The sequence below is a fragment of the Actinosynnema sp. NPDC004786 genome, assembly GCF_053601135.1.
Genome location: NZ_JBSGBG010000019.1, coordinates 109504 through 133561, shown reverse-complemented (window position 1 = coordinate 133561; position 24058 = coordinate 109504). Strand labels below are relative to the sequence as shown.

General features: G+C 73.8%; 23 protein-coding genes and 3 pseudogenes. 10 read left to right on the top strand and 16 right to left on the bottom strand.

All coding sequences use genetic code 11. The annotated features are described in order from the left end of the window. Window positions 1-693: 693 nt before the first annotated feature. The 7 genes and pseudogenes from ACWEFJ_RS19345 to ACWEFJ_RS19315 all read left to right on the top strand — a co-directional run. Window positions 694-912, top strand: a pseudogene (locus ACWEFJ_RS19345) (IS110 family transposase); the annotation flags it as partial. 408 nt (window positions 913-1320) lie between these two features. Next, the gene (locus tag ACWEFJ_RS19340) at window positions 1321-4080 is read left to right on the top strand and encodes a BTAD domain-containing putative transcriptional regulator (RefSeq protein ID WP_449714560.1); all 2760 of its coding nucleotides are present in this window, start codon (window positions 1321-1323) and stop codon (window positions 4078-4080) included. A gap of 315 nt (window positions 4081-4395) precedes the next feature. Further along, window positions 4396-4527: a hypothetical protein gene (locus ACWEFJ_RS19335; RefSeq protein WP_378086221.1), complete on the top strand. Its 132-nt coding sequence runs from the start codon at window positions 4396-4398 to the stop codon at window positions 4525-4527. 85 nt (window positions 4528-4612) lie between these two features. Further along, window positions 4613-6283, top strand: coding sequence for an asparagine synthase-related protein (locus tag ACWEFJ_RS19330; protein ID WP_449714559.1), 1671 nt, complete (start codon window positions 4613-4615; stop codon window positions 6281-6283). Further along, entirely contained in the window at window positions 6270-6539 is a 270-nt protein-coding gene (locus ACWEFJ_RS19325) for a PqqD family protein (RefSeq protein WP_449714558.1), read from the top strand. Before ACWEFJ_RS19330 ends, ACWEFJ_RS19325 begins: the two co-directional genes overlap by 14 nt. After that, window positions 6536-7075, top strand: coding sequence for a lasso peptide biosynthesis B2 protein (locus ACWEFJ_RS19320; protein ID WP_449714557.1), 540 nt, complete (start codon window positions 6536-6538; stop codon window positions 7073-7075). Before ACWEFJ_RS19325 ends, ACWEFJ_RS19320 begins: the two co-directional genes overlap by 4 nt. Further along, window positions 7072-8847, top strand: coding sequence for an ABC transporter ATP-binding protein (locus tag ACWEFJ_RS19315; protein ID WP_449714556.1), 1776 nt, complete (start codon window positions 7072-7074; stop codon window positions 8845-8847). Before ACWEFJ_RS19320 ends, ACWEFJ_RS19315 begins: the two co-directional genes overlap by 4 nt. 221 nt (window positions 8848-9068) lie before the next feature. On the opposite strand, the gene ACWEFJ_RS19310 is transcribed toward ACWEFJ_RS19315, so the two are convergent. Continuing rightward, window positions 9069-9413, bottom strand: coding sequence for a DUF397 domain-containing protein (locus tag ACWEFJ_RS19310; protein WP_449714555.1), 345 nt, complete (start codon window positions 9411-9413; stop codon window positions 9069-9071). Window positions 9414-9457: 44 nt separating this feature from the next. Further along, window positions 9458-9616: pseudogene (locus ACWEFJ_RS19305) on the bottom strand (DUF397 domain-containing protein); the annotation flags it as partial. A 319-nt stretch (window positions 9617-9935) separates the two neighbouring features. Between ACWEFJ_RS19305 and ACWEFJ_RS19300 the strand changes: the two are divergent. Next, entirely contained in the window at window positions 9936-10652 is a 717-nt protein-coding gene (locus ACWEFJ_RS19300; RefSeq protein WP_449714554.1) for a hypothetical protein, read from the top strand. A gap of 41 nt (window positions 10653-10693) precedes the next feature. On the opposite strand, the gene ACWEFJ_RS19295 is transcribed toward ACWEFJ_RS19300, so the two are convergent. After that, the gene (locus ACWEFJ_RS19295; protein ID WP_449714571.1) at window positions 10694-12334 is read right to left on the bottom strand and encodes a GAF domain-containing protein; all 1641 of its coding nucleotides are present in this window, start codon (window positions 12332-12334) and stop codon (window positions 10694-10696) included. Window positions 12335-12524: 190 nt separating this feature from the next. Here ACWEFJ_RS19295 and ACWEFJ_RS19290 point away from each other — a divergent pair, with 190 nt between their 5' ends. Both ACWEFJ_RS19290 and ACWEFJ_RS19285 read left to right on the top strand, forming a co-directional pair. Next, a complete protein-coding gene (locus ACWEFJ_RS19290; RefSeq protein ID WP_449714553.1) occupies window positions 12525-13520 on the top strand; it encodes an Acg family FMN-binding oxidoreductase in 996 nt (331 codons plus the stop codon). 257 nt (window positions 13521-13777) lie between these two features. Next, complete coding sequence (locus ACWEFJ_RS19285) at window positions 13778-14815, top strand: zinc-dependent alcohol dehydrogenase family protein (protein WP_449714552.1); 1038 nt, start codon at window positions 13778-13780, stop codon at window positions 14813-14815. A gap of 99 nt (window positions 14816-14914) precedes the next feature. On the opposite strand, the gene ACWEFJ_RS19280 is transcribed toward ACWEFJ_RS19285, so the two are convergent. The 13 genes and pseudogenes from ACWEFJ_RS19280 to ACWEFJ_RS19220 all read right to left on the bottom strand — a co-directional run bounded on the left by ACWEFJ_RS19280 (window position 14915) and on the right by ACWEFJ_RS19220 (window position 24051). Beyond that, window positions 14915-16522, bottom strand: a complete 1608-nt coding sequence (locus ACWEFJ_RS19280) for a SulP family inorganic anion transporter (protein ID WP_449714551.1) — start codon at window positions 16520-16522, stop codon at window positions 14915-14917. Beyond that, window positions 16519-16854 carry an ArsR/SmtB family transcription factor gene (locus ACWEFJ_RS19275; protein ID WP_378095088.1) on the bottom strand — a complete coding sequence of 112 codons (336 nt, stop codon included), beginning with the start codon at window positions 16852-16854 and terminating at the stop codon, window positions 16519-16521. The genes ACWEFJ_RS19280 and ACWEFJ_RS19275 overlap by 4 nt, the downstream gene beginning before the upstream one ends. A gap of 92 nt (window positions 16855-16946) precedes the next feature. Next, the gene (locus ACWEFJ_RS19270) at window positions 16947-17480 is read right to left on the bottom strand and encodes a hypothetical protein (protein WP_449714550.1); all 534 of its coding nucleotides are present in this window, start codon (window positions 17478-17480) and stop codon (window positions 16947-16949) included. 222 nt (window positions 17481-17702) lie between these two features. After that, window positions 17703-17834 (bottom strand): annotated as a pseudogene (locus tag ACWEFJ_RS19265) (phosphoketolase family protein); the annotation flags it as partial. Window positions 17835-18129: 295 nt separating this feature from the next. Continuing rightward, window positions 18130-18984 (bottom strand): universal stress protein, encoded by an 855-nt coding sequence (locus tag ACWEFJ_RS19260; protein WP_449714549.1) that lies wholly within the window; start codon window positions 18982-18984, stop codon window positions 18130-18132. Continuing rightward, complete coding sequence (locus tag ACWEFJ_RS19255; RefSeq protein WP_449714548.1) at window positions 18981-19121, bottom strand: hypothetical protein; 141 nt, start codon at window positions 19119-19121, stop codon at window positions 18981-18983. Before ACWEFJ_RS19255 ends, ACWEFJ_RS19260 begins: the two co-directional genes overlap by 4 nt. Window positions 19122-19125: 4 nt before the next feature. Beyond that, window positions 19126-19269, bottom strand: coding sequence for a BON domain-containing protein (locus tag ACWEFJ_RS19250; protein ID WP_449714547.1), 144 nt, complete (start codon window positions 19267-19269; stop codon window positions 19126-19128). Beyond that, the gene (locus ACWEFJ_RS19245) at window positions 19209-19610 is read right to left on the bottom strand and encodes a CBS domain-containing protein (protein WP_449714546.1); all 402 of its coding nucleotides are present in this window, start codon (window positions 19608-19610) and stop codon (window positions 19209-19211) included. Before ACWEFJ_RS19245 ends, ACWEFJ_RS19250 begins: the two co-directional genes overlap by 61 nt. Continuing rightward, window positions 19583-20092 carry a hypothetical protein gene (locus tag ACWEFJ_RS19240; protein WP_449714545.1) on the bottom strand — a complete coding sequence of 170 codons (510 nt, stop codon included), beginning with the start codon at window positions 20090-20092 and terminating at the stop codon, window positions 19583-19585. Before ACWEFJ_RS19240 ends, ACWEFJ_RS19245 begins: the two co-directional genes overlap by 28 nt. Beyond that, window positions 20089-20559, bottom strand: a complete 471-nt coding sequence (locus tag ACWEFJ_RS19235) for a universal stress protein (protein ID WP_449714544.1) — start codon at window positions 20557-20559, stop codon at window positions 20089-20091. The genes ACWEFJ_RS19240 and ACWEFJ_RS19235 overlap by 4 nt, the downstream gene beginning before the upstream one ends. Then, on the bottom strand, window positions 20556-20972 hold the full coding sequence (locus ACWEFJ_RS19230; protein ID WP_449714543.1) for an OsmC family protein: 417 nt from the start codon (window positions 20970-20972) through the stop codon (window positions 20556-20558). The genes ACWEFJ_RS19235 and ACWEFJ_RS19230 overlap by 4 nt, the downstream gene beginning before the upstream one ends. Further along, entirely contained in the window at window positions 20969-23578 is a 2610-nt protein-coding gene (locus tag ACWEFJ_RS19225; RefSeq protein ID WP_449714542.1) for a bifunctional acetate--CoA ligase family protein/GNAT family N-acetyltransferase, read from the bottom strand. The genes ACWEFJ_RS19230 and ACWEFJ_RS19225 overlap by 4 nt, the downstream gene beginning before the upstream one ends. Further along, complete coding sequence (locus ACWEFJ_RS19220) at window positions 23575-24051, bottom strand: universal stress protein (protein WP_378096924.1); 477 nt, start codon at window positions 24049-24051, stop codon at window positions 23575-23577. Before ACWEFJ_RS19220 ends, ACWEFJ_RS19225 begins: the two co-directional genes overlap by 4 nt. Window positions 24052-24058 lie beyond the last annotated feature (7 nt).

The window sequence follows — 24058 nt, the reverse complement described above, 5'->3', positions numbered from 1 at the left end:
TCCCGATCGGGCCGTAAATGCGCTTTCCGGGTGACGGCCATTCGGCTCGCCTCCACCGGGGACCGGCGCTCCGCCATACGGTGAAACGGAGATACGACGAATACGGACCGAACTGTCCGCATAAATCGCGTATGGAACATCTCAGGACCGGATTGCGCCATTCGGCGCGGGCACGACCTTCCTTGTCGATGGGCGACTCCGTGCCGGTCACGGTCGTCTTCGAAACCCGCTTGGGCGGCGCGGCGCGGCGGCATCGCGAACCACCTCGTGCCGTGCGAACCGATCGACACCAGGGCGGTGTCGGGCATCTCCACGGCCGTCCCGGGCCCCGGTTGGTCGCCGGGCGATGGCCGGCTGCAGACGGTGGAGATGTTCATCAGCCTTCGAACCTGACAACGGCAGGTCGATCCATCGTCAGCAAGGGTTTCGCCAGCTGCCCCACAGCGTCGGGCCGTCCGGCGCCTGGCCGGTCCGGATCACGTGGAAGCCGTAGGTCTCCAGCCAGGTAACGCGAACGAAGCCCGGACAATGAAGAACATTGAGAGCCGTTGCACGCGGCCCGACACCGTTGAACGCGTTCGACGGCTCCCGGTTTGCTTCCACGGTCCGCTCCCACGAATTCGCCGGATATCCACGCCTCGTACGATGACCGACGGGGGCGGCATCGGATGGTGTGCGCCACAGCCGTCAGCGAACGGCAAACCCAGGTTGCGGGCGCTGTTCGACAAGCTCGCGGCCAACGGGCCGCCGTTGGTGGTGGTCGACCAGGCGGCCACGACCGGGGCGCTGTGCCGGTCGCGGTGGCCCGCGCTCCCGACCACCAAGTGGCCCATGCCCGGCCTGGCCATGCGTCGCATCGCCGAGCTCTGTCCCGGCCGTGCGAAGACCGACGCCCGCGCCGCCTTCGTCATGGGCCCCCTCCGCGCCTGGGCGACGGCCCCGGCCGGTTCGGGTGACCATCGGCGTGGCGACCGCCGGCCGATTCACCCGTGCAACGCCGGTCGAAGACCCGGAGCGACGGGCCCGAATTCGCAATGCCGAAATGTGAACCCGCGATCCCGGCCACCGTCGACCTCATCGACCAGGTCCACGAACGCGTCGGCAACCCGAAGCACATTCGAACCTGACTGGAATCGAACCATTCGGACGTCGACCCGCCCGCGTTGTTCATGCGTCCGGAGCAGCACGACGAGCCGAATGATGCAAATTACAGGTACCCCGTTGAAATCGCCCCGTCACACTGGATAGACATGCGGCAAGGGGTGGCGACCAAGGGGTGGAACGACAACGGTGGAATTCCGTCTTCTGGACGATGTGCAAGTGCTGATCGCGGGGGAAAACGTCGACATCGGTCACACGCGCCAACGCGCGGTGCTGGCCGCGTTGTTGGTGGACGCCAACCACGCGGTGCCCGTCGACCGACTGGTCGAGCGCGTGTGGGGCGAACATCGACTGCCCGCCCGGCCGGCCAACGCCGTGCAGACCTACATCAGCCTGCTGCGTCGCGCCCTGGCCGGGGCCCGTGGCGTCGCGATCACCCGCCGGTCGGACGGCTACCAGATCTCGGTGGACACGGCCGCGGTGGACCTGCACCTGTTCCGCGACCTCATCGGACAGGCGCGGGCCACCGACGACGACACCCGCGCCGCCGGCCTGTTCAGCCGGGCCCTCGACCTGTGGCGGGGCCAGCCGTTCGGCTCGCTGGACACCGCGTGGCTCAATTCGGTCCGCACCGCGCTGGAGGACGAGCGGTACCGCGCGCGGCTCGACCTCTCCGACATCCGGCTCCGCAACGGGCAGCACGCGGAACTGCTCACCGACCTGGCCGACCTCGTCGCCACGCACCCCCTCGACGAGCGCCTGGCCGGCCTGTTCATGCTCGCGCTCTACCGCAGCGGACGGCAGGCCGACGCGTTGCGGCACTACGAGAGGACCCGGCACCACCTGGCCGACGAGCTGGGAGCCAACCCCAGCCAGCCGCTCCGATCCCTGCACCAGCGCATCCTGGCCGCGCACCCCGACCTGTCGACCCCGGCCAGGCGGGTCGCCGCCGCCACCGCGCCGACGCCGGTCCCCCGTCAACTGCCCGCCCCGCCCCGGACCTTCACCGGGCGGACGCGCGAGCTGGCCGAGCTGACCGCCGCCCTGGACCACGACGCGGCCCCGGGCGGCACGGTGGTGATCTCGGTGATCGGCGGCGGGGGCGGGGTCGGCAAGACCTGGTTGGCCCTGCACTGGGCGCACCGCAACACCGACCGGTTCCCGGACGGCCAGCTCTACGTCAACCTGCGAGGCTTCGACCCCAGCTCGGCGCCGACGCCGCCCGAGACGGCGCTGCGCGGCTTTCTCGACGCCTTCCAGGTCGACCCCGCCGCCATCCCCGCCGAACCCGAGGCGCAGGAAGGGCTGTACCGGAGCCTGGTCGCCGACAAGCGCATGCTCATCCTGCTGGACAACGCCCACGACACCAACCAGGTCGTCCCGCTGTTGCCCGGCAGCCCGCACAGCACCGTCCTGGTCACCAGCCGGCACCGACTGCCCGGCCTGATCACCGGGCACGACGCGCAACCGCTCACGCTGGACGTGCTCAGCCCGCCCGACGCGCGCGAGCTGCTCGTCCGCCACCTCGGCGAACACCGCGCGGCCGCCGAACCGGACGCCGTGGGCGAACTGCTCGACCGGTGCGCGGGCCTGCCCTTGGCGCTGCGGATACTGGCGGCGCGGGCGGCGGCCCACCCGACGTTCCCGCTGGCCGTGCTGGCCGAGGAGCTGCGCCGGGATCGCGACCGGCTCGACGCGCTGGACGCCGGCGAGCTGTCCGCCGACCTGCGCGCGGTGTTCGCCGGCTCCTACAACTCCCTGGGCCCGGCCGCCGAGCTGTTCGAGCTGCTCGGTTCCGCACCGGGACCGGACATCGGTCTGCCCGCCGCCGCGGCGCTGGCCGGCCTGCCGCTGACCGCCACCCTCGACCACCTCGAGCGGCTGGAGCGGGCGCACCTGGTCCAGCAGCACCGACCGGGCCGCTATCGGATGCACGACCTCGTCCGGCTGTACGCCACCGAACGCGCCCGCCGCCGACCTCCGACCGCCCTCGACGCGGCGCACCGGCGGTTGATCGGGTTCTACGTGCACACCGCCGCCGCGGGCGACCACCTGCTGGAGCCCCACCGCCCGCGGGTCGAGCTCGGCCCGCCGGAGCCGGGCTGCGACCCGCTGCCGCTCGCCGACCCCGCCGCCGCGACAGAGTGGTTCACCGTCGAGCACCCCTGCCTGCTCGCCGCCCTGGAGTGGGCCGACACCCGCGGCCGGCACCGCGAGGTGTGGCAGCTCGCCGCGACGCTGCACACCTTCCAGCGCAGGCAGGGCCACCTGCACAGCCAGATCGCCACCTGGCGGGCGGGGCTGCGTGCCGCGCAGCGGCTCAGCGAACCCGCCATGGCCTCCCAGGCGCACCGCTGGCTCGGCGACGCGTTCATGCGCGCCCACCGGCTGGGGGAAGCCCGGGACCAGATCCGCCGGGCGCTCGCCCTGGCCGAGCGCTCCGGGGACGTGCGGAGCCAAGCCCACACCCACCACTCGCTCGCGTGGACGTACGAGCTCCAGGGCGACCACCGCGCCGCGTTGGCGCACGCCACCCACGCGCTCCGCCTGTACCGGCTGCTCGCCGACCCGGTGGGCGAGGCCCGCGCGCTAAACCAGGCGGGCTGGCACCACGCCCAGCTGGGCGACCACGCCAACGCGCGCGCGTTGTGCGAGCAGGCATTGGCGCTCAACCGTCGGCAGCGGGACGTCGACGGCGAAGCGGCCACCGGGGACAGCCTCGGCTACATCGCCCACCAGACCGGCCGGTACGCCGACGCGCTGCGCCACTACCGCCGCACCCTGGCGCTGTTCCGGCGCGTGGGCAACACCTACCAGGAAGCCGACACGCTCGACCGGCTCGGCCAGACCCACGCCGCCCTGGGCCACCACGCCGAGGCCCGGCGTGCCTGGACGCAGGCCGTGGACCTCTACCGGGCCCAGCGGCGCGCCGCCGACGTCGCCCGCGTCCGGGGGCACCTGGCGGAACACGGCTCCTGAGCCGATCGGCCCGCTCGGGCTCCTCCCCTCCGCCGCGTTCCCTTGCCCTGCGCGCTGCTTCGCGTCCCGCGCCGCGTGCCCTCGTCGCGTCCCGCGCTCTTTCCACGCGCCCCCGCGTGTCTTCGCCTGTTCGCGCCCCTGCCGCGCGCCCCTTCGACCTCCGCCGTGAGGCCCGTCGAGCCTGGACGGCCGGCCCGCTCAAGCATCGCGAAAGGCGCGTCAAAGCTTCGTCGAAGCGCTGTGCCCCAGGCTCCCGGTTGCCCAGTCCACACGTCCCGGCATCAGCGGGACGACAGACGCGGAAGGCAGGGAACCGTGAAGATCACGAAGTACACCTACGAGGAACCCACCATCACGACGCTGGGGTCCGTCGAGGAGCTCACCGGCTGGCTGAGGGACGGATTCACGTGGGACAACCCGCTGACCACCCACAGGCGGATCGTCTGACCTGACCCGGGTGCTCGCCGCCACCCCGCGAACGGGGTGGCGGCGAGCCGCAGCCGACACCACCTCGCACGGGAAGGACATGGGTGTGGGTTCTCCACTGATCGCCGACCACCTCGGCTGCTCCGGCAGCCTGGTGTTCGGCACCGCCGAGGTCGACGCGGTGCAGCGCAGCCGCCCCGGTGCGCCGCAGGAGCCGATCCGGGTGGCCGAGGACAGCTACCTCCTGCTGTCAGGACCGGTGAAGGGGCCGGTCACCGACGCGTGGGCTCGGCGCATCGCGGTGGCGCTGGAGCAGGGCCGCCACGCCGAGCTGGCCGACGTGCCCGGCGAGCTGTGCGGCTGCCTGGTGACCCCCCGGAAGGTGTTCCTGTTCCGCAACGCCGAGAGCACCGAAGCGCTGCTGTACCGGCGGGACCACCGCTCCGTCCGGTGGTCGACCGACCCCACCGACCTGCTCGACCCCGGTGCACGGGAGTTCGACGACGAGTCGCTGCTGCGGTGCTGTCACGGGGACGACGTGTTCATCTACGACGGCCTGACCGCGGTCGAGCCCGGTGAGGTGGTCGTGGTCGACGAGCACCGCACGACCGCCGCGCGGTTCGACGAGGTGCCCCCGCTGCCGCTGCCCCGGCGCACCACGTTGCCGGAGTACGCGGAACTCGCCTACGACCTCCTGCTGCGCGAGGCCCGGTCCTACGTCGGCGTCGGCCGGGTCGGCCTGATGCTCAGCGGCGGGCTGGACTCGGCCGCCGTGCTGACCGCCTTCGTCGAGGCCGGCGTGGACGTCGTGGTCTACCACGTGCTGCTGGACGACCCGCTGGCCGACGAGTCGGCGTACGCCCGGATGGTCTGCGAGCACCTGTCGGTGCCGCTGGTGCTGCTGCGCACCGACTACCTGGACGACTTCCTGCCCACCGGGCGCCTGCCCCACCCGTACCTCAACTACGGCGTCCGCTGGCTGGAGCAGCTCGCCGACCGGGTCCGGCAGGACGGCATCACGCGCCTGGTCTGGGGCCGGGACGGCGACCTGCGGTTCGGGCCGCTGACCTACGGGCCACGCGACGTCCTGTTCGGCGACCTGCGCCTGCGGGAGAAGGCCGTGCTCGGCGCAGGACTGGTGTCCTCGCACTGGGAACTGCCCCGCCTGCTCGACAGCCTCAGGAAGTCGACCTCGCTGCTCAACGACGGCTCGTCCGGCGGCGTGCACCGGGAGGCCGCGGACTTCCTGCCACCGGCGGACGACCGACCCGCCCCGGCGCCGGCCTTCGACGTCAAGGACATGTGCGCGAACCTCGTGGTGTGGCGGCCCCGCAGCATCGTGATGTGCAACCCCCTGGGCAACCGGGACATCCAGCGGCTGGCCAACCGCATGCCCGACGCCTACCGGCTCCTGCCCTACCGCGGTCGCCTGATCAGCAAGCCCGTGCTGCGGCTCATGCTGTCCACCCGGCTGCCCGCGCCGGTGTGGCGGCGCACCGGGCGGGTGTGGCTGGACTGCGTGCCCAAGGCGTACACCTCCACGCGCCCCGGGGTGTTCCTGGAGCTCCTCGGCGGCCCCGACTCCCACTTGGTGCGGCGGGGGATCGTGGACCCCCGCCGGGTCCCCGAGGTGCTTGCGGACCCCCACCGCCGGCACCGCAACGCCAGGGTCCTGCTCAACTCCGCCCTGACCGAACTGTTCCTGCGCGGCCACGACGCGCCGCGGAAGACCGCCTCCGAGAAAGGGCAGAACGTTGCCACTCGTGCGATTGGCTGACCACGTCGTGTTCGACGAGACCGACGACGCCGGCGTCATCCTCGACACCCGCGAGAGCGTGTACCTGGGGTTGAACGCGGTCGGCACGCTCATGCTCCGGGCGGCGCTGCGGTTCGGCTCGATGGACGAGGTGGTCGACCACCTGCTCGACCACGTCGACGCCACCGACGCCACCGTCCGGGCCGGCGTCGGCTCGCTGATCGACCAGCTCGAACAACGCGCGCTGGTGACTTCCGCGCCGAGGGGCGACCGGTGAGCGGGGTCGACTGGGAGCTGTTCGTGGCCGACGCGGACGCCGCCGCACGGCCACCGCGGGTGCCCCTGCGGCACCGGGTGCACGCGGCGGCACGCACCGCGTGGGCCCTGCGGACCTACCGCAGGCAAGGCTGGTCGGCGACGCAACGCCACCTCCGTGCGCTGCGGCCCCGACCGACCGGCTTCGGGTCGCTGCCCCCGGACACCGCCGTCCGGCTCGCAGGGCGGCACGTCTTCTGGTGCCAGCTCGTGGTCCGCGCCCTGGCGCCGCGCGCCGACTGCATGCCGCGCTCCCTCGCGCTGCTGGCCTACCTGTCCACGTTGGGACTCCCGGCGGAGCTGTGCATCGGCAGGGTGATCGCCGGCGTTTCCTCCGCCGACCGCTTCCACGCCTGGACCGAGCTGCACGGCACGGTGCTCAACGACTACGACGACGTCACCATGGGATACCGGGTGCTCCAACGGGTCGCCGTCGTCGGGCACCCCGCTCGGGCCGCCCGGTTGGACTCGACCAGCGCCCGGGGTGACGGTTCGTGACCACGCGCCAGGTCGACGCGGCGGAGGCCCTGCAACCCTCCCCGGCGCCCACCGCGCCTCCCCCGGCGGGTCACGGCCTGCGCGCCCTGCTGCGCCACCTGCGCCCCCAGCGCTCCTGGCTGCTCGCGGCGCTGGTGCTCGGGCTGCTCGGCGCCGGCGCGTCGCTGGCGCAGCCGCTGCTGGTCATGCGGGTGATCGACGACCTCGGCGGCGCGACCACCGGGGTCGTCCTGGCGCTGGCCGGCCTGTTCCTCGGCAGCGCGGTCCTCGGTGGTGTGCAGGGCTACCTCCTCCAGCGCAGCGGCGAGGGCGTCGTCCTGGACCTGCGGCGACGACTCATCGCCCACCTGCTCCACCTGCCCCTGCGCGAGCACGACCGGCTGCGGACGGGCGATCTGCTGGCCCGGGCCGGGACGGACACCGCGCTGCTGCGCGAGGTCGTGTCCTCCGGGGTGGTCGAGGCGCTGGTCGGCGCGGTGGGCCTGGCCGGCTCGGTGCTCATGATGGTCCTGATCGACCCGGCGATGTTCCTGCTCGTCCTGGGCGTGGTGGCGGTGGCGGCCACCCTGGTCGGGATGGCGCTGTCGGGCATCCGCGCCGCCGCCGAGGAGGCGCAGGACCGGGTCGGCGAGATGACCGCCGACCTGGACCGCGCGCTCGGCGCGATCCGCACGGTGCTGGCCAGCCGTGCCCGTGGCCGGGAGTCGGCCGGTATCCAGGCACGGGCGGAGGCCGCCTACCGGGCCGGGATCCGCACGGCGAAACTGGACTCGGTGGTCTCGCCCGTCATGTCCGCGGCGGCCCACGGGTCGTTCCTGCTCGTGCTGGGCGTCGGGGGTGCCAGGGTCGCCGGCGGCACCCTGGCCCTCGGCGAGCTGGTCGCGTTCCTGCTGTACCTGACGATGCTGGTCGCGCCGTTGGTCTCGGTCCTCCAGGCGGCGGCGTCGGTGCAGCGCGGCCTGGGCGCCCTGCACAGGGTCCACGAGGTCCTCGACCTTCCCCGCGAACCCGACGACGGCCCGCCCGCGCCGAACCCGACCGCCTCCCGCGCCGCCGAACTGGTGATCAGCGACGTGTCGTTCGGGTACACCGAGGACCGGCCGGTGCTGCGGGAGGTGTCGCTGACCGTGCCGGCGTACTCCAGGACCGCCCTGGTGGGGCCGTCCGGCACGGGCAAGTCGACGCTGTTCGCACTGGTCGAACGATTCTACGACCCGGACTCCGGCACCATCTCCCTCGACGGGCGCGACCTGCGCGGCATCCGCCCCCACGAGCTGCGGGCCCGGATCGGTTACGTCGAGCAGGAAGCGCCCGTCCTGTGGGGCTCGCTGCGTGCCAACCTCTGCTACGCCGCGCCGGACACGGACGAGGCCGAGCTGTGGCGGGTGCTGCGGACGACCAACCTCACCGACCTGGTCGAGCGGCTGCCCGAAGGGCTGGACTCCGAGGTGGGCGAACGGGGCGTGCGGCTGTCCGGCGGCGAGCGACAACGCGTCGCCATCGCCCGCGCGCTGCTGTGCCGCCCCGAACTGCTGTTGCTCGACGAGCCGACCGCGCAGATGGACGCCGAGAACGAGGCGATGCTGACCGCCACCGTGCGCCGGGTCGCCAGGCGTTCCACCGTCGTGGTGATCGCCCACCGCCTGTCCACCGTGCGCGACGTCGAGCAGATCGCGGTACTCGACCGGGGACGCGTGGTCGCGACCGGGCGGCACGAGGAACTGCTGAGCACCAGCCCTCTGTACCGGCGGCTCGCCGGCCAACTCGTCTGATGCGCCGGCGGGCCGGCGGCTCGGGCCGCTCGCAGTTCACACGACTGCGCCGGCCAGGCTGCCGGTACGCCTGCGGGACAAGGGGCCTGCACGACGGCGTCCCAGCCCTTCGCCAACCCGGCGACGGAGAAGCTGTGGTCGCCTACGGCCCGGCAGTCTGTGTCCGATCGCGTCGGTTCAGGGCACCGGGTGGAACCTTGACGTCGCACTGGGCCAACCGATCAACCGCGGCTACCTCCACCTCCTCCGCGACCACTGACCCGCCCCGCCCGGCGCACGGCCCGGACATCGCACGGGCCGTGCACCGGACCGGGTTCACGCGGTGAAGCGGTTGTCGACGGCATCCGAGGTGAACGCCCGCCACGCGCGGTCGAGAAGACCAGCGCACCGGCCGTGCGGTTCTTCGTGTCACACACCCCGACCAGCGATCTCTCGACACTTCCGCCGACCTCGACGCACGACTGGTCGGGATCGCTGTACGTGGACTTGTGCCACCCGGTGAGCACTTCGGCTCCCTGCGGTGACCACCCCGGGACTCCCGGTCCCGGCGACAACGGGCCGGTCATCGTCCCTTCCTCCCGCGTTCCGGTGGTCCCGCACCGTGACGTGCTCATGCGTCGAAACGACCGGCCTTGACCTGGTCGATGAACGATGCGGCGCTGTCGGCACCGAAGGCCGGCAGTGCCCCCGCCGGGTTCTTCGAGTCGCGGATGAACGCCTGCTCGCCGGTCAGGGCGACCTCGACGCAGGCGCCGTTCCGACCGTTCGAACGGCTGCCCTTTCACCACGTTCCCTGGCGCAGGATTTCCGGGTCTGGTCGAACATCTCCCGGTAGCGGGCGACCTCCGACGCGTCGTGCTCCGGCCGCGACGGCGCCGCTCGGACCACCGCCACCGGGCAGGGCGCGTGGTCACGTAGGTGTGCAGGATTTCGAGCGGCACGTGGTGCCGTGCCGCTTCCTCGGCGGCCCACTCGACCGCCCTCCCGACGGTAGGCACCCGGCCGGCCGCGAACAGTGGTCCTAGGACCTCATCGGACAGGGACCAACGGCTGCGTCGCCAGCGCGCCGGCCGGGTGATGGTGGAGGCATGGACGAACGGCGCCTCACCGCGACATCCCCGCCCATCGTCGTGGCGGGGGACGATTCCCCGTGGGGGCGGGCCGCCGTGCGGTGGGCGGCCGAGCACGCGGAGCGGACCGCCGCGCCGCTGGAGGTGCGCCCTGTCGCCGAGGACCCGGTCGGTGACCTGCTGCGGGTCAGCCACCGGGCGGGTCTGCTCGTGGTCCCCCACCGCGGCGCCAACGGCACGTCGTTCGGGCTCGGACGGCTGGTGCTGCCGCTGGCCGACCACGCCGCGTGCGACGTCGCCGTGGTCCGCGGCACCGCGGAGGCGCTGCGGCGTGCCCACCACAGGGTGACCGCGCTGCTGTCGGGCGACCCGGCCGACGACGACCTGGCCCTGGCCCGCGCCGTCGACCAGGCGCGACGCCACCGGGCGGCGCTGCGGATCCTGCACGCCACGCCCCCGCTGCCGGTGCGGGCCGACGACCCCGAGTGGCCCCTGGTCCACGCCGACCAGGTGCTGGACGGCACGCGCCACACGTCGTTGTTGGCCAGGATGCACCCGCACGAGGCGCTCGGCCGGTACGACGACACCGACCTGCTCGTCCTGGCGGGACGGGGTCCGGTCACCCGCACGGCGCTCCACCACGCCCCCTGTCTCGTGCTCGTCGCGCACCGCTACCCCGCCGGGCTGATCCCGCGGCAGCCGACCGCGACCGACCGGGTGCCCGCCGTGCGTTGAGCAGCCGTGCGCGCCCGGGGGCACGGCGCGCCTGCCGGGCCTCACACCAGGGGAACCTGCCAGGTCAGGCGGGTGCCGCCGGCAGGCTCACCGGTCACCGAGCACGTGCCGCCCAACGCGACGGCACGCTGTTCGAGGTTGCGCAGCCCGCTGCGGGCGACCGCGGGCGGCATGCCGACGCCGTCGTCCACCACCGTGATGGTCAGTTCGTCGCCCGCCTCCACGGTGAGGACGAGTTCCTTGGCCCGGGCGTGCCTCACGGCGTTGGTCACCGCCTCCCGCACCACCGCCTCGGCGTGCTCGCCCACGTCGTCAGGAACCGAGTTGTCCACCGTCCCGCTCATCCGCACGGTCGGCGTCACGGGCGCGTGCTCGGTCAGCTCGGAGACCAGGTCCAGCAGCCGCCGCCGCAGCCCCGGCAGCTCGTCGCCCGCCTGCAGGTCGAAGATCGACGTGCGGATCTCCAGCACGGTCTCGTCCAGCTGGTGCACCGCCTTGCGCACCCGTTCCCGCGCCTGCGGCTCGCGGATCGCGCCCAACGCGCCCTGCAAACCCATCCCGGTGGCGAACAGCCGCTGGATGACGTGGTCGTGCAGGTCCCGCGCGATCCGGTCGCGGTCCTCCAGCACGTCCACCAACCGGCGGGCCCGCTGGTTCTCGGCGAACTCCAACGCCACCGCCGCCTGGTCGGCGAACGACGCCAGCAACGGCACCTGCTCCGCGCCGAACCGGGCCCCACCCTTCTCACGGCCCACCAGCAGCACACCCGTCACGGCGGAGCCCGCGCGCAACGGCACCACGACCCCCGGACCCACTTCGACGGGGAGGTCGCCCAACCGCCCGCCCAGGTCTTCGACCAGCATCGGCGTGGCGGTGGACAACACCTCCTCCACCACCGTCCCGGCCCCGGCGAACGCGCCGCCCACCCGGCCCTCGACCTGGCCGCCCGCACCCGCGGCCAACCGCAGCCGCCGCACGTCGGAGTCCTCCACCAGCACGATCAACGACATGGACGCCGCCGGCAACTCGCACGTCCGCTGGGCGATCAACCGCAGAGCGTCCTCCGGCGACGCGCCGCCCAGCAACACCGAATTGATCTCGGCGGTCGCCTCCAGCCACCGCTCGCGCATCCGCGACCGCTCGAACAGGCGCGCGTTCTCCACCGCCACACCCGCCGCCGCGGCCAGCGCGGTCAGCACCACCTCGTCATCGGCGCTGAAATCCGACCCGTCGACCTTCTCCGTCATGTAGAGGTTGCCGAACACCTCGTCACGCACCCGCACCGGCACACCCAGGAAGCTGTGCATCGGCGGGTGGTTGGCCGGGAAGCCCACCGACGCCGGGTGCTGCGCCAGGTCGTGCAGCCGGATCGCCCGCGGATCGGCGATCAACAGGCCGAGCAGTCCCTTGCCCTGCGGCAAATGCCCCATGTGCGAACGGGTCTCCGGGTCGATGCCGACGTAGACGAACTCCGACAGGTCTTCCCGACCGCCCAACACGCCCAACGCCCCGTACCGCGCCCCGACCAGCCCCACCGCCGCCTGCACGATCCGCTGCAACGTCGAGTCCAACTCCAACCCGGCGCCCACCGCCAACACGGCGTCCAGCAGACCCTGCATCTTGTCCCGGGTGGAACCGATCTCGGTCAACCGCTCGCGCATCTCGTCGAGCAGCTCGTCCATCCGCAGGCCGCCGAGCAGGCGGCGCGGCTCATCCCCGTCCTCGGCGCCGGACACACCGACAGCGTTCCACCACCCGACGCCGACGCCAAGTCCAACCGGCCCTGGTCGGTCGGGACCTTCGCCCGTGTGGACCCGGCTTCCCGTGCCGCACAGTGGAGTCGACGGCACGACCGGGTGAACGGGCAGGGACATGACCGAGGTGACCGAGGTGTTCGGGCTGGCGGTCGACGTGGTGACCGACATGCTCACCGCGGCGACGTTGGCGCCGTCGCTGCACAACACCCAGCCCTGGCGGTTCCGGCTCGCCCCCGACCGCATCGAACTGCACCCCGACGCCGCGCGCGTGCTGCCCGCCACCGACCCGGAGCACCGGGAGCTGCGGCTGTCCTGCGGCGCGGCCCTCTACAACCTCCGCCTGGCCCTGCGCCGGCACGGCGTCCGCCCGCTCGTGACCCTGATGCCGGGAGCCGACGCGCCGGGCGCGCTGGCCACGATCCGCCGCGGTGGGCACGACGTCCTCGACGCCGAGACCCGCGAACTGGCCAAGGCCGTCCCGGCCCGGCGGACCAACCGCAAGCCGTTCCGGGACGTCCCGGTGCCGGTCCGGCACCGCCACGCGCTGGTGCGCGCCGCCGAACGGGAGCGGTCCTGGCTGCACGTCGTCACGGACCGCGACGAACGCGCCCGCCTGCAACGGCTCGTGGCCACGGCCCACCACGTCCAGTCCGGGAACGCCGACGTGCGCACCGAACTGGCCGAGTGGACCGGCACGCGGACCGACGACGGCATCCCGACCACCTCGGCCGGCGTACGACCCGAACCCCAGGACGAGTGGGCGTTGCGCGACTTCCAGGCCAGACAACGCCCACCCGGCAAGGACTACGAATCGGACCCGCTCGTCGTCGTGCTGTGCTCGTACTACAAGGGCCCCCTCGCCGAACTCCAGGCCGGACAGGCGCTGCAACGCGTGCTGCTCACCGCCACCACCCTCGGCCTGTCCGCCTCGTTCCTGTCCCAGGCCATCGAAGTCCGACCCGTCCGCGAGGAGCTGCGTCGCGCCCTGGGCGGCTCACTGGAGCCTCAGACCGTGCTGCGCATCGGCTACGGCTCCCCGGTCCCCGCAAGCCCTCGCCGCCCCGTCCACGACCTCCTGCTGGAACCGACCGCCGCGAGCCACACCCCCTGACCGGGCGACGGAAGATTCTCCCCCGGTCGTCGGCGGCCCGCGGGCGACCACCACCGCGTCGTCCCGGACGGCGTCCAGCGCATCAAATCGGCGATCGGCACACGGGCACGGGCCTCCCGGCTCGCCGAACACGGGCGCGGCGCCACAGGTCCCGTGCCGGGGCCACCTCGCGCCCCGGCCGCTCGGGACCTATGGCACTGCCTCCTGCCCGACCGGCGAAGCACGGTTGAGGTTGAACACCAGGCAAGGAGGACGCGATGAAGGCGATGGTTTTCCACGGCCCCGGCCGACGGGCGTGGGAGGACGTGCCCGACCCGGAACCGGTGGAGCCGACCGACGCGGTCGTGCGGATCACGGCGGCCACGATCTGCGGCACGGACCTGCACATCCTCAAGGGCGACGTGCCCGAGGTGGAGCCCGGCCGGGTGCTGGGCCACGAGGGTGTGGGCGTGGTGGAGCGGGTCGGGGCGGCGGTCACCGCGATCAAGCCGGGCGACCGGGTGCTGGTGTCGTGCATCAGCGCGTGCGGGCGGTGCTCGTACTGCCGGACCGGGGTGTACGGGCAGTGCCTCGGCGGTGGCGGCTGGATCCTCGGCCACACCGTGGACGGCACGCACGCGGAGTACGTGCGGGTGCCGTTCGCCGACACCTCGACCCACCGGCTGCCCGAGACGGTGCCGGACGGAGCGGCGGTCATGCTGTCGGACATCCTGCCCACCGCCTACGAGGTCGGCGTGCTCAACGGCGGGGTCCGACCCGGTCAGGTCGTGGCGGTGGTCGGCGCGGGCCCGATCGGGCTGGCCGCGGTGGAGACGGCGAAGCTGTTCAGCCCCGGCCTCGTGGTCGCGGTCGACCTCGCGCCGACACGACTCGACGCGGCCAAGCAGTTCGGCGCGGACGTCACCGTGAACGCGGCCGAGGACGTCGAGCGGGTCGTCTTCGAGTTGACCGGGGGGATGGGCGCGGACGTCGCGATCGAGGCGGTGGGCGTGCCCGAGACCTTCGAGCTGTGCACCCGGCTCATCCGCCCCGGCGGACGGGTCGCGAACGTCGGCGTGCACGGCAAACCCGCCACCCTGCACCTGGAACACCTGTGGATCCGCAACGCCACCATCACCACCGGCCTGGTCGACACGGTCACCACCCCCACGCTGCTGACGATGCTGGCCGGCGGGCGGCTCGACGCGGCCCGGTTCGCCACCCACCACTTCGCGCTGGACGAGATGGACCTCGCCTACGACGTGTTCGCGCGGGCAGGAGAGACCGGCGCGTTGAAGGTGGTGCTGACGCGGTGACCGCCGATCGCCGACCGCACCGGCCGACCACGGCGTGAGCCCGGTCCGGGCTTCCGACCGGACCACGCCCGCGGTTCCCGCGTGAGCCACCGGGGACGATCAGGGCAGCAGGTCGCGCTCGCGCAGGAGGGTGCGGGCGTGGTCGATGGCGTCGGGTGTGTGGTCGAACACGGGCAGGTCCAGCGCGTCCAGCGCGCGCCGGTGTTCGTCGCGCACGCCGGAAACCAGGACGGTGATGCCCCGGTGTTCCAGGCGGCGCACGGCGTCGCGCAGGACCTGCGCGCCGGTGGCGTCCACGGCGGACAGCCGGGACATGCGCAGGATCACCACCGCCACCGGGGCGATCTCGGTCAGCTCCAGCAGGAAGCGGTGGGCGGCGGCGAACAGCAGCGGGCCGTCGAGGCGGTAGGCGACGATGTGCTGTGCGAGCAGCGCCCGTTCCTCCTCGCGGTGGTCGCCGGGTTCCAGGGGCACCTCCTGCAGGCGCGCGGTCCGCGACACCGCGCGCAGGGCGAACACACCGGCGAGCACGAGGCCGACGATGACGGCGGTGACGAGGTCCAGCGCGAGCGTCGCCACGGCGGTCAGCGCCAGCACCGCGAAGTCGGGGCGGCCGGCGCGGGCCAGGGCGCGCACCGAGCCGACCTCGACCATCCGGACCGCCGTGGCCAGCAGCACGCCGGCGAGCACCGCGAGCGGGACGCCGGCCACCCACGGCGCGGCGACCATGACGATCAACAGCAGCACGACGGCGTGGGTGAGGGCGGCGAGCCGGGAGGTCGCGCCGGAGCGGACGTTGACCGCCGTGCGCGCGATGGCCGCGGTGGCGGGCACGCCGCCGAACAGCGGCGCGACGAGGTTGGCCAGGCCCTGGCCGAACAGCTCCCGGTCGGGGTCGTGGCGCTGGTTGACGCTCATCCCGTCGGCGACCGCGGCCGAGAGCAGGCTCTCCAGGGCGGCGAGCGCGGCCACCGCCACCGCCGACGGCAGCAGCGACCACAGCGCGCCGAGGTCCAGGAACCCCAGCGACGGTGCGGGCAGGGCCGTCGGCAGCGCCCCGATCGTGGCCACGGGCAGCGCCGCCCACTGCGTGACGAGGGTCGCCACGACGACCGCGGGCAGGGAGAACGGCACGCCGGGCCGCCACCTGGCGCCGACCAGCATCACCAGGGCGACTCCGCCCGCCAAGGCGACGGCCTCCCAGCGCGGCGCGGCGACGAAGTCGGTGAACGCGGCGACCGCGGCGAGCACCACGTGCTCCTCGTCGGGCGTGGACACCCCCAGGGCCGCGGGCACCTGCTGCAACGCGATCACCGCCGCGATGCCGATCGTGAAGCCCTCCACGACCGGCACGGGCACGTACCGCATGTAGCGGCCCGCACGGGCCACCGCGAGCACCACCAGCAGGACGCCCGCGAGCAGGCCGACGGTCAGCACGCCGTCCACGCCGTGACGCGCGACGATCGGCACCAGGACCACGGTCATCGCGCCGGTGGGCCCGGACACCTGGAGGCTGGAGCCGCCGAACACCGCGGCCAGCGCGCCGGCGACGACGGCCGTGATCAGGCCGGAGGCCGCGCCCAGGCCGGAGGCGACACCGAACCCGAGGGCCAGCGGCAGGGCCACGATCGCCACCGTCACCCCGGCGAGCAGGTCGCGCCGGGTCGCGCCGACCCAGTCCGACCGGGCCGGCAGGAACGTCGTCACGCCCGCTCCTCCTCGCGCAACATCGCCAGCAGCTCGTTCTGCCCGGCCAGCAGCCCGGTAAGGACCCGTCGCGCCACGCGCAGCAGCTCGGCCAGGTCGTCGGTGGTCAGCGCGTACACCACGGTCGTGCCGTCGCGGGTCGCCGTGACGATCCCCGAGCGGCGCAGCACCGCCAGCTGGGCCGACAGGCTCGACGCCTCGATCCCGATGTCCGCCAGCAGGTCGCGCACCGGCTTGGGACCGTCCTGGAGCAGTTCGAGCACCCTGATCCGCACGGGGTGCCCGAGCATCCGGAAGAACTCCGCCTTGGCCTGGTGCAGCGGAAGGGGCACGACGGACTCCAGTGACGTGTGGAATTGAAAACTTCTTCAACTCTACAACAGTGCAACTGCGCCGAGGGAGGCGGCGGACCTTCCGCTCCCGGTCACCGCACCGCCAGGGCACTCCTGGCGCCGGCCGCGATCTCGACGTCCTCGCGCGCGGTGACCACCCACACCCCGGCCCCGATCGCGGCGTCACCCGAGGCGGCGAGGTCGGCGTCGTCGTCCACGGTCACGCCGAGGAACGCCAGGCCCTCGACCACGCGGGCGCGCAATTCCGCGTCGTGCTCACCAACAACGCCGGTGAAGACCAGCACGTCGAGGCCGGGGTCCAGGTCACCGGGGCGGGTGGCCATCGGCACGCCGCCCATCGGGGTGAACCCCACGGTGGTGTCGACCGAGCGGCCGTCGTGCACGGCGGCCAGGGAACAGCCCGCGCCGAGGTGGCAGGTCACCACGCGCCTCCCGCCGCCCGCCGGCCGCACCGCCCGACGCGAGGCGTAGGAGTGGGACAGGCCGTGGAAGCCGTAGCGGCGCAGGTCCCAGCGCTCCCGCCACTCCCCCGGCAGCGGGTGGGTGGACGCGGCGGCGGGCAGGGTGTGGTGGAAGGCGGTGTCGAAGCAGGCCACGTGCGGCACGCAGCTTCACCGCCGCGTCGATCCCGGCCGGCGCGCGGGGCCGGTGCAGCGGGGCGAGTTCGGTCAGCTCCTCGACTCCGCGCCGCGCCGGATCGTCCAGCACGGTCGGCTCGGTGAAGCGGGTGCCGCCGTGGACGACGCGGTGGCCCACGGCGTCCACGGGCGGCAGGTCGAGGTCGGGCGTGCCGTCCCACCGCTCGACGTGGTGCCGGGCGAGGACGGGATGTGCTCCGGGGTGAGCGGGTCGGTGAGCAGGGGGTTGTCGAGCAGGTAGATCTGACCTGCCGACAGGTAGTTCGCGGCGCGCCAATAGGCGTCGACCAGGTCGAGGTCGATCGGACCGGACCGCGACATCTCGCGTCTCCTGCCTGTGTCGGGGTGCTGCGATCAAGGCTGCCGCCGGAACCATCCAGCCCCAGGGCACGCGGTCCCCGACCCGGTCGGGACCTTCGACCCTGACATCCGGTTCGACGGAGCCGGGGTTCACGCGGTCGGCAGGGCCGGCACCACGTGCCCGGACGGGGTCGACGACGCGGCGTGGCCGACCGACCGGACGGGTCCGCCGGTCCCGTGGTTCGCCCGGCTGAACGCCCACAGCGGCCGACCGGCCGGCGCCAGGCGCTCCCGCGCCAGGAAGGCGGTCGCCGCATCACCGCTCCTCCCTCCCCGTCGCCCGGACCACTAGCACGGGGCACGGCGCGTGGTGCAGCAGCGCGTGCGTGGTGGAGCCCGGCAGCAATCCGGACAGCGTGCCGCGGCCGTGGCAGCCGACGACGAGCAGCGCGGCGTCCCCGGCACGCTCGACCAGCGCCCGGGCCGCGTTGCCCCGGGCGACCACCGGTTCCACGGCGACGTCCGGGTACTCCTCGCGCCACGGCCCCAGGTGTCGGGCGAGCTTGCGGCCCTCCTGCGCGTCGCGTTCCGCCAGGTCGACGCCCGCCGCATGGGCCAACGGACCGGGTGGCGCGTGCCAGGCGCGCACCGCGACCAGCGGCACGCCGCGAGCCGACGCCTCCTCGAAGGCACGGTCGAGCACGGCGGGGTTCTCCTCCTCCACCCCGCACACGACCGGTCCGGTCCCACCCGATCCGCGGACCACCACCACCGGGCAACCGCCGTGGTCGGTCACCGCTATCGCCGTCGAACCCAGCAGCAGCGACGTGAACCCTCCCAGTCCGCGCGACCCGAGCACCAGGAGATCGGCGTCGATCGACTCCGCCAGCAGCAGCGGCACGGGGTCGGCGACTTGCAGGCGCACGTCGAGCCGCACGTCGGGGTCGACGTCCCGGGCGGCGTCGGCGGCCTCCCGCACCCATTGCGACGCCTGGTCGTGCAGGGCGACGCGGGTTCGCCCGTCGAGTTCGGCGACCTCGCCCACCAGCGGCATCTCGGCGTGGACCAGGCGCAGCCGCGCCCCGCCGGTCCGCGCCCGCTCCGCCGCCCACCGCACGGCGTCGAGCGCCGAGTCCGACCCGTCGACCCCTACCACCACTGTCCCGTTCACAACGCCTCCTGGTCGGTGTCCGGCGTCCGCGTCCACGAGTCCTCCTCCACCCCGGCACGCCGGTGCGGGAGGACGCCGGTCGTGGGTCGTCCGACCGTGGTCGGGCCGCGGCCGGGGAGTTCCGTCGGGGCGGTCATCCCGTCACCCGACCCGGTGGCCGGTGTCGTCGTCCCAGTCGTAGGACAGGTCGTCGGTCACCTGGACCACGCCCGGCATCGCGCGGGTCAGCCGGACCGCGATGTCGACCTCGCTGCGCCGCTCGACGTGCCCGCGCAGCGTGACCACGCGACCTCGACGGTCACCGCCGCGGGATCCAGCCACAGCGCCCGGCGCACCACCCGGTCGGCCACCTCCCGGCGCAACTCCTCGTCCGTGCGCAGGAAGACCCGCAGCAAATCGCGGCGCGCGAGGACACCGACCAGCCTGCCGCCGGTGTCCACGACGAACAGCCGGCGCACGTTCCGGGCGGCCAGTTCGCGCGCGGCGGCGCTCGCGGGCTCGTCCGGGCCGATGGTGGCGACCGGGATGGTCATCACGTCGGCCGGGGTCACGCCGTGGGCCTGGGTTCCCGGCCGGGCGCCGACCACCACGCGGGTCATCAGCGAGGCCACATCCGATTCACGCATCGATCTCTCCTTCGGTCGTGGTCGGCAAGGGTCGGGTGACGGCGAAGAGCACCAGCCCGCCGCCGAGCACCAGCACCACCACGCCGACGCCCGGCAACGCCCACCCGGCCGGGGCGAGCGCGGGCAACGTCGCCGTCGCCAGGACGGATGTCGCGACGCCCCGCGAGCCGTCCGGGTTCATCACCACGGCGGTCCAGTCGCCGGGTCGCGCAGTCCATGCCCAGCACGAAGTCCAACACGCCCCGCGGATAACGGCCGGTGACCAGCAGCACCACGCCCGCGATCAGCACGAGCAGACCGACCAGCCCACCGGACGGGCTGAACGCCCACTCCCCGGCCCGGAACGCGACGTAGCCGCCACCGCCGAGGAACACGCCGACGATGAGCAGGTGCGGGATGGCCGGCAGCCACTTCACCAGCCACAGCCAACGACTGAGCGCCGGATCCAACCTTCCGCGCACACGACCGGGATAGGTGGTCATGCCCATCTCCTCCAACCGGGCCCGGCAGCGGCCCGCCCCATGTCACCCGGTCGGCGCCGGGGACCGGCGTGCGCCGACCTCAGCACGACGTACGCGAGCGCCAGGGCCCCTCCCAGGGCGACCCAGGAGCCCATCACGACCGCCGCCGCCGCGACGACCATGCCCTCGGCGGTGAGCGGTACGCGCGCCGGCGCAGCCGTGGCATCCACCCGGACCGGGACCACACCGCCGGCGGGCACGTCGCGGACGGCGTCGCCGCGCCGCGTGCCCGCCGGCGGCCGGCGGACCCGCGGAGGGGCGATCGCGATCTTCCCGACCGCCGGGCCCGGCGCGTGCGCCGACGGCCCGGCTCCGCTCCCGACGTGCAGCGGGATGTCGTGGCGGGTCGCCTCGACCATCGCCCACCGCAACGCGCGCTCGGCGGCCGATGTCCCGTCGATCCCCACGACGATCGGACCTGTGCTCATGACTCCGCCTCGTCGAGGTCGATGACGATCTCCGGCCCCTGCCGGAGCGTGTTGTGCACGGTGCAGTGCTGCAGGACCGCCACCAGGGCGGTCCGGTCGTGCGCGGACAACCCGGCGGGCACCCGCACGTCCAACCGCACCTCGGCGACGCGGCGGTGCGGATCGGCCGCCACCCGGTACCGGGCCGTGACCCCGAGGCCGGCGCGGGGCAAGCCGTGGCGGTCGAGGAAGCGGCCCGCGTAGAACGCGGTGCAGGCGGCCATCGAGCCGACCAGGAGGTCGACCGGGCCGGGTGCCCGGTCGCCCCCTCCGTCTTCGACGGGTTGGTCGGTCGGGACGACGTGCCGGCCGATCCGGACCACGTACTGCTCCCCGGCCGAGTACGTCACGTCCACCTCCGCCGTCGTGATCATGACGACCTCCCGGCGTCGCGCAGCCTGCGCAGGAACGGGTCGACCGGCACGGCGGGCACGACGCGCACGCGCGCGTCGACCACCAGCGCCCGGTCCCCGGTGAGGACCAACGGGTTGAGGTCCAGCTCCGCGACCTCGGGCAGCAGCTCGGCGAGCCGGCCGACGCGCAGCAGCGCGTCCCTCACCACCGAGGCGTCGTGCTCGGCGAACACCTTCGACGCCGCGCGGAAGCCGTGCAGCAGGTCGTCGGCGTCGGCCTCGGTCAGCGGTGCGAGCGCGGCGGCGCGGTCGTCCACCAGGTCGGTGTCGACGCCGCCCAGACCGGTCACCACGAGCGGGCCGAACTGGGGGTCGGTCACCACGCCGACGAGCAGCTCGCGTCCCCGGTCGGCCATGGGCTGCACGAACACACCGGTCAGCCGCTCGCCGAACCGCTCGCGCAGCGACTCGAAGGCGTGGTCCACCGCGTCCTCGCCGGCCAGGTCGAGCACCACGCCCCCGCCCTCGCTCTTGTGCAGCAGCCCTCGTGCCACGGCCTTGAGGGCGACCGGTGCGTCGAAGGACCGCTGTGCGGCCACCGCGGACCCGACATCGGAGACGAGGACGCCGCCGAGCACCGGCAGCCCGAACGCGCCCAGCAGGCGCACCACTCGTTCGGGGTCGAGCCACCCACCAGCGGGTTCGCCGATGAGGTGGTCGGCGACCACGGCGCGGGCGGTGCCCAGGTCCACGTCCGACAGGTCGACCGGCCGGGGTGTGGAGCGGTCCAGCCACTCGGCCCGCTCGGCCAGTGCGGCGAGCACGGCGGCGGCACGATCGGGTTCCGCGTAGCAGGCGATGCCGTCGCCGCGCAGCGACACCGAACCGTCCAGGTCGGCGCCCACCGCGAGCACCGGCTTCGCCGTGCGGTGGATCCCGCCCGCCGGGTCGCCCAGCGCCGTGGGCACGGTCACCGCGATGACCGCGTCCACCGCCGGGTCGGCGGCCAGGAGGTCCAGGCAGCGGGCGAACGTGGCGTCGTCCACGACCGCCGTCGTGTCGACCGGGTTGCGCGGGCTCGCGGTGCCGGGCAGCAACTCCCCCAGCGACTCCACCGTGCCGCGGCCCAGGCCGGCGACGGCCAGCCCGTGGCGCTCGCAGGCGTCGGCGGCCAACACACCCAACCCGCCCGCGTTGCCCAACACCGCCACCGACCGCCCGGCGGGCAACGGGGTGGCGTGCAACGCGGCCAGCACGTCGACCATCTCGCCGACACCGTCCACCGCGATCACGCCCGCCTGCCGGAACAACGCCTCCCGCGTCACGACCGGGGTCGCGGTCGAAGCGGTGTGGGAGGCGGCGGCACGCCGGCCGGCCTCGCTGCTCCCCGCCCGGATCGCCAGCACCGGCTTGCGCCGCGCCACCCGCCGGGCCAACCGCGAGAACTTCCGCGGGTTCCCGAACGACTCCAGGTACAGCACCACCGCCCGGGTCCGCTCGTCGCGTTCCCACCACAACAGCAGGTCGTTCCCGCTGACGTCCAACTTGTCCCCGGTGGACACCAGCTCCGACGTGCCCAGGCCCAACCGCCGCAGCCGCTCGACCGCGACGATCGCCACCCCACCGGACTGGGTCACCACCCCGACGTCACCCGCGGTGAGGCGACCGCGGGTGAACGTGGCGTTCAAGCCGGGTCCGGCCACGCCGACGCAGTTGGGCCCCACCAGGCGCATGCCGTACCGCCGCACGACCTCCACCAGGCGGTCGGGCTCGACACCGGAGGTGATGACCACCAGCGCCTTCACGCCGCGCCGACCACAGTCCTCGGCGACCCCGACCACCGCGTCGGCGGGCACGCACACCACCGCCAACTCGGGCGCCTCGGGCAGCTCGGCCACCGAGGAGCGGGAGGCGACGCCGAGCACCTGGTCGGTGTGCGGGTTGACCGCGTACTTCCGGCCCGGGTAGCCGCCGAAGACCAGGTTGTAGAGCACGGCGTTGCCCACCGACGACCGCTTGCGACCCGCGCCGACCACCACGACCGACGACGGCCGCAGGACCGCCCGCAGGCTCGCCACGTCGGCGGCCAGCTCCCGGTCGGCGATCGCGTCCAGGTAGCGCTCGTCGAACTCCAGGCCCAGGTCGACGTGCACCACTCCGCTGTCCACGCCGGACTCGACCACCAGGCCGAGATCGGTGAACACGCGCAGCATGCGCGAGTTGGCGGTGAGCACGTCGGCGGAGAGCCGGCGGACACCTTCGGACTTCGCCGCGGAGATCAGGTGTTCGAGCAGCAGCGTGCCGACCCCGTGCGATTGCCGGTCGTGCGCCACCACCAGCGCGACCTCGGCCGTCGGACCCTCCAGCAGGACGTAACTCGCCGCCCCGACCAGCTCGTCCCCGGCGAACGCGCCGAGGGCGACGTGCCCGTGTTCGTCCGGCGACGTGAGCCGGGCGACGAAGTCGGTCAACGCGCGTGGCGAGGCGCCGAAGAACCGCAGGTACCGGTCGTGCGGCGGCAGGCCCAGGTGCAGGGCGAGCAGGGCGTCGGCGTCGGCGGGACCGAGCCGGCGCAGCTGCACCACCGACCCGTCGGCCAGCAGCGCGCGGTCGGCGAGGGCGGTCACAGCAGGGGTCCGGGGGTGACGACCGGTCGGGGCTCGGCATGCCGGGGGCGCGGCTCGCGGATGACGACCACGGGGCACTGCGCGTGGTGCACGCAGTAGGAGCTGACCGAACCCAGCAACGCCCCGCGGATCGGCCCCGCGCCCCTGCTGCCCACCACCAGCAGCGCCGCGTCCTCGGACGCCTTCACCAGCACGTCCCGCGCGTCGCCCTCGGCCAACACCGCCCGAACCTCGGCGCCGGTCTCCGCGATCGCCGCGTCGAGCACGGCGCGGTTGTCCTCGCGCAGCGCGTCCGGGTCCACGCCGGCGGCGACGGTGGCCGACACCGGACCGATGACCATCCCGTGATCGGCGCACCACGCGAGGACCGCTTCGACCTCGCAGCCACGCACCTTGGCTTCCTCGACCGCCCACCGCAAGGCGGTCCGGCCGGCGGGGGATCCGTCCACACCCACGACGATCTTGGTGTCCATGGTTTCT

What these genes read in the sequence shown, in the direction of transcription:
- ACWEFJ_RS19255 (WP_449714548.1), bottom strand. Translation starts at nt 19,121, where the DNA reads ATGACCGCCCCGACGGAACTCCCCGGCCGCGGCCCGACCACGGTCGGA.
- ACWEFJ_RS19220 (WP_378096924.1), bottom strand. Translation starts at nt 24,051, where the DNA reads ATGGACACCAAGATCGTCGTGGGTGTGGACGGATCCCCCGCCGGCCGG.
- ACWEFJ_RS19245 (WP_449714546.1), bottom strand. Translation starts at nt 19,610, where the DNA reads ATGCGTGAATCGGATGTGGCCTCGCTGATGACCCGCGTGGTGGTCGGC.
- ACWEFJ_RS19235 (WP_449714544.1), bottom strand. Translation starts at nt 20,559, where the DNA reads ATGAGCACAGGTCCGATCGTCGTGGGGATCGACGGGACATCGGCCGCC.
- ACWEFJ_RS19240 (WP_449714545.1), bottom strand. Translation starts at nt 20,092, where the DNA reads ATGACCACCTATCCCGGTCGTGTGCGCGGAAGGTTGGATCCGGCGCTC.
- ACWEFJ_RS19300 (WP_449714554.1), top strand. Translation starts at nt 9,936, where the DNA reads ATGGACGAACGGCGCCTCACCGCGACATCCCCGCCCATCGTCGTGGCG.
- ACWEFJ_RS19290 (WP_449714553.1), top strand. Translation starts at nt 12,525, where the DNA reads ATGACCGAGGTGACCGAGGTGTTCGGGCTGGCGGTCGACGTGGTGACC.
- ACWEFJ_RS19230 (WP_449714543.1), bottom strand. Translation starts at nt 20,972, where the DNA reads ATGATCACGACGGCGGAGGTGGACGTGACGTACTCGGCCGGGGAGCAG.
- ACWEFJ_RS19310 (WP_449714555.1), bottom strand. Translation starts at nt 9,413, where the DNA reads ATGACCGGCCCGTTGTCGCCGGGACCGGGAGTCCCGGGGTGGTCACCG.
- ACWEFJ_RS19285 (WP_449714552.1), top strand. Translation starts at nt 13,778, where the DNA reads ATGAAGGCGATGGTTTTCCACGGCCCCGGCCGACGGGCGTGGGAGGAC.
- ACWEFJ_RS19295 (WP_449714571.1), bottom strand. Translation starts at nt 12,334, where the DNA reads ATGGACGAGCTGCTCGACGAGATGCGCGAGCGGTTGACCGAGATCGGT.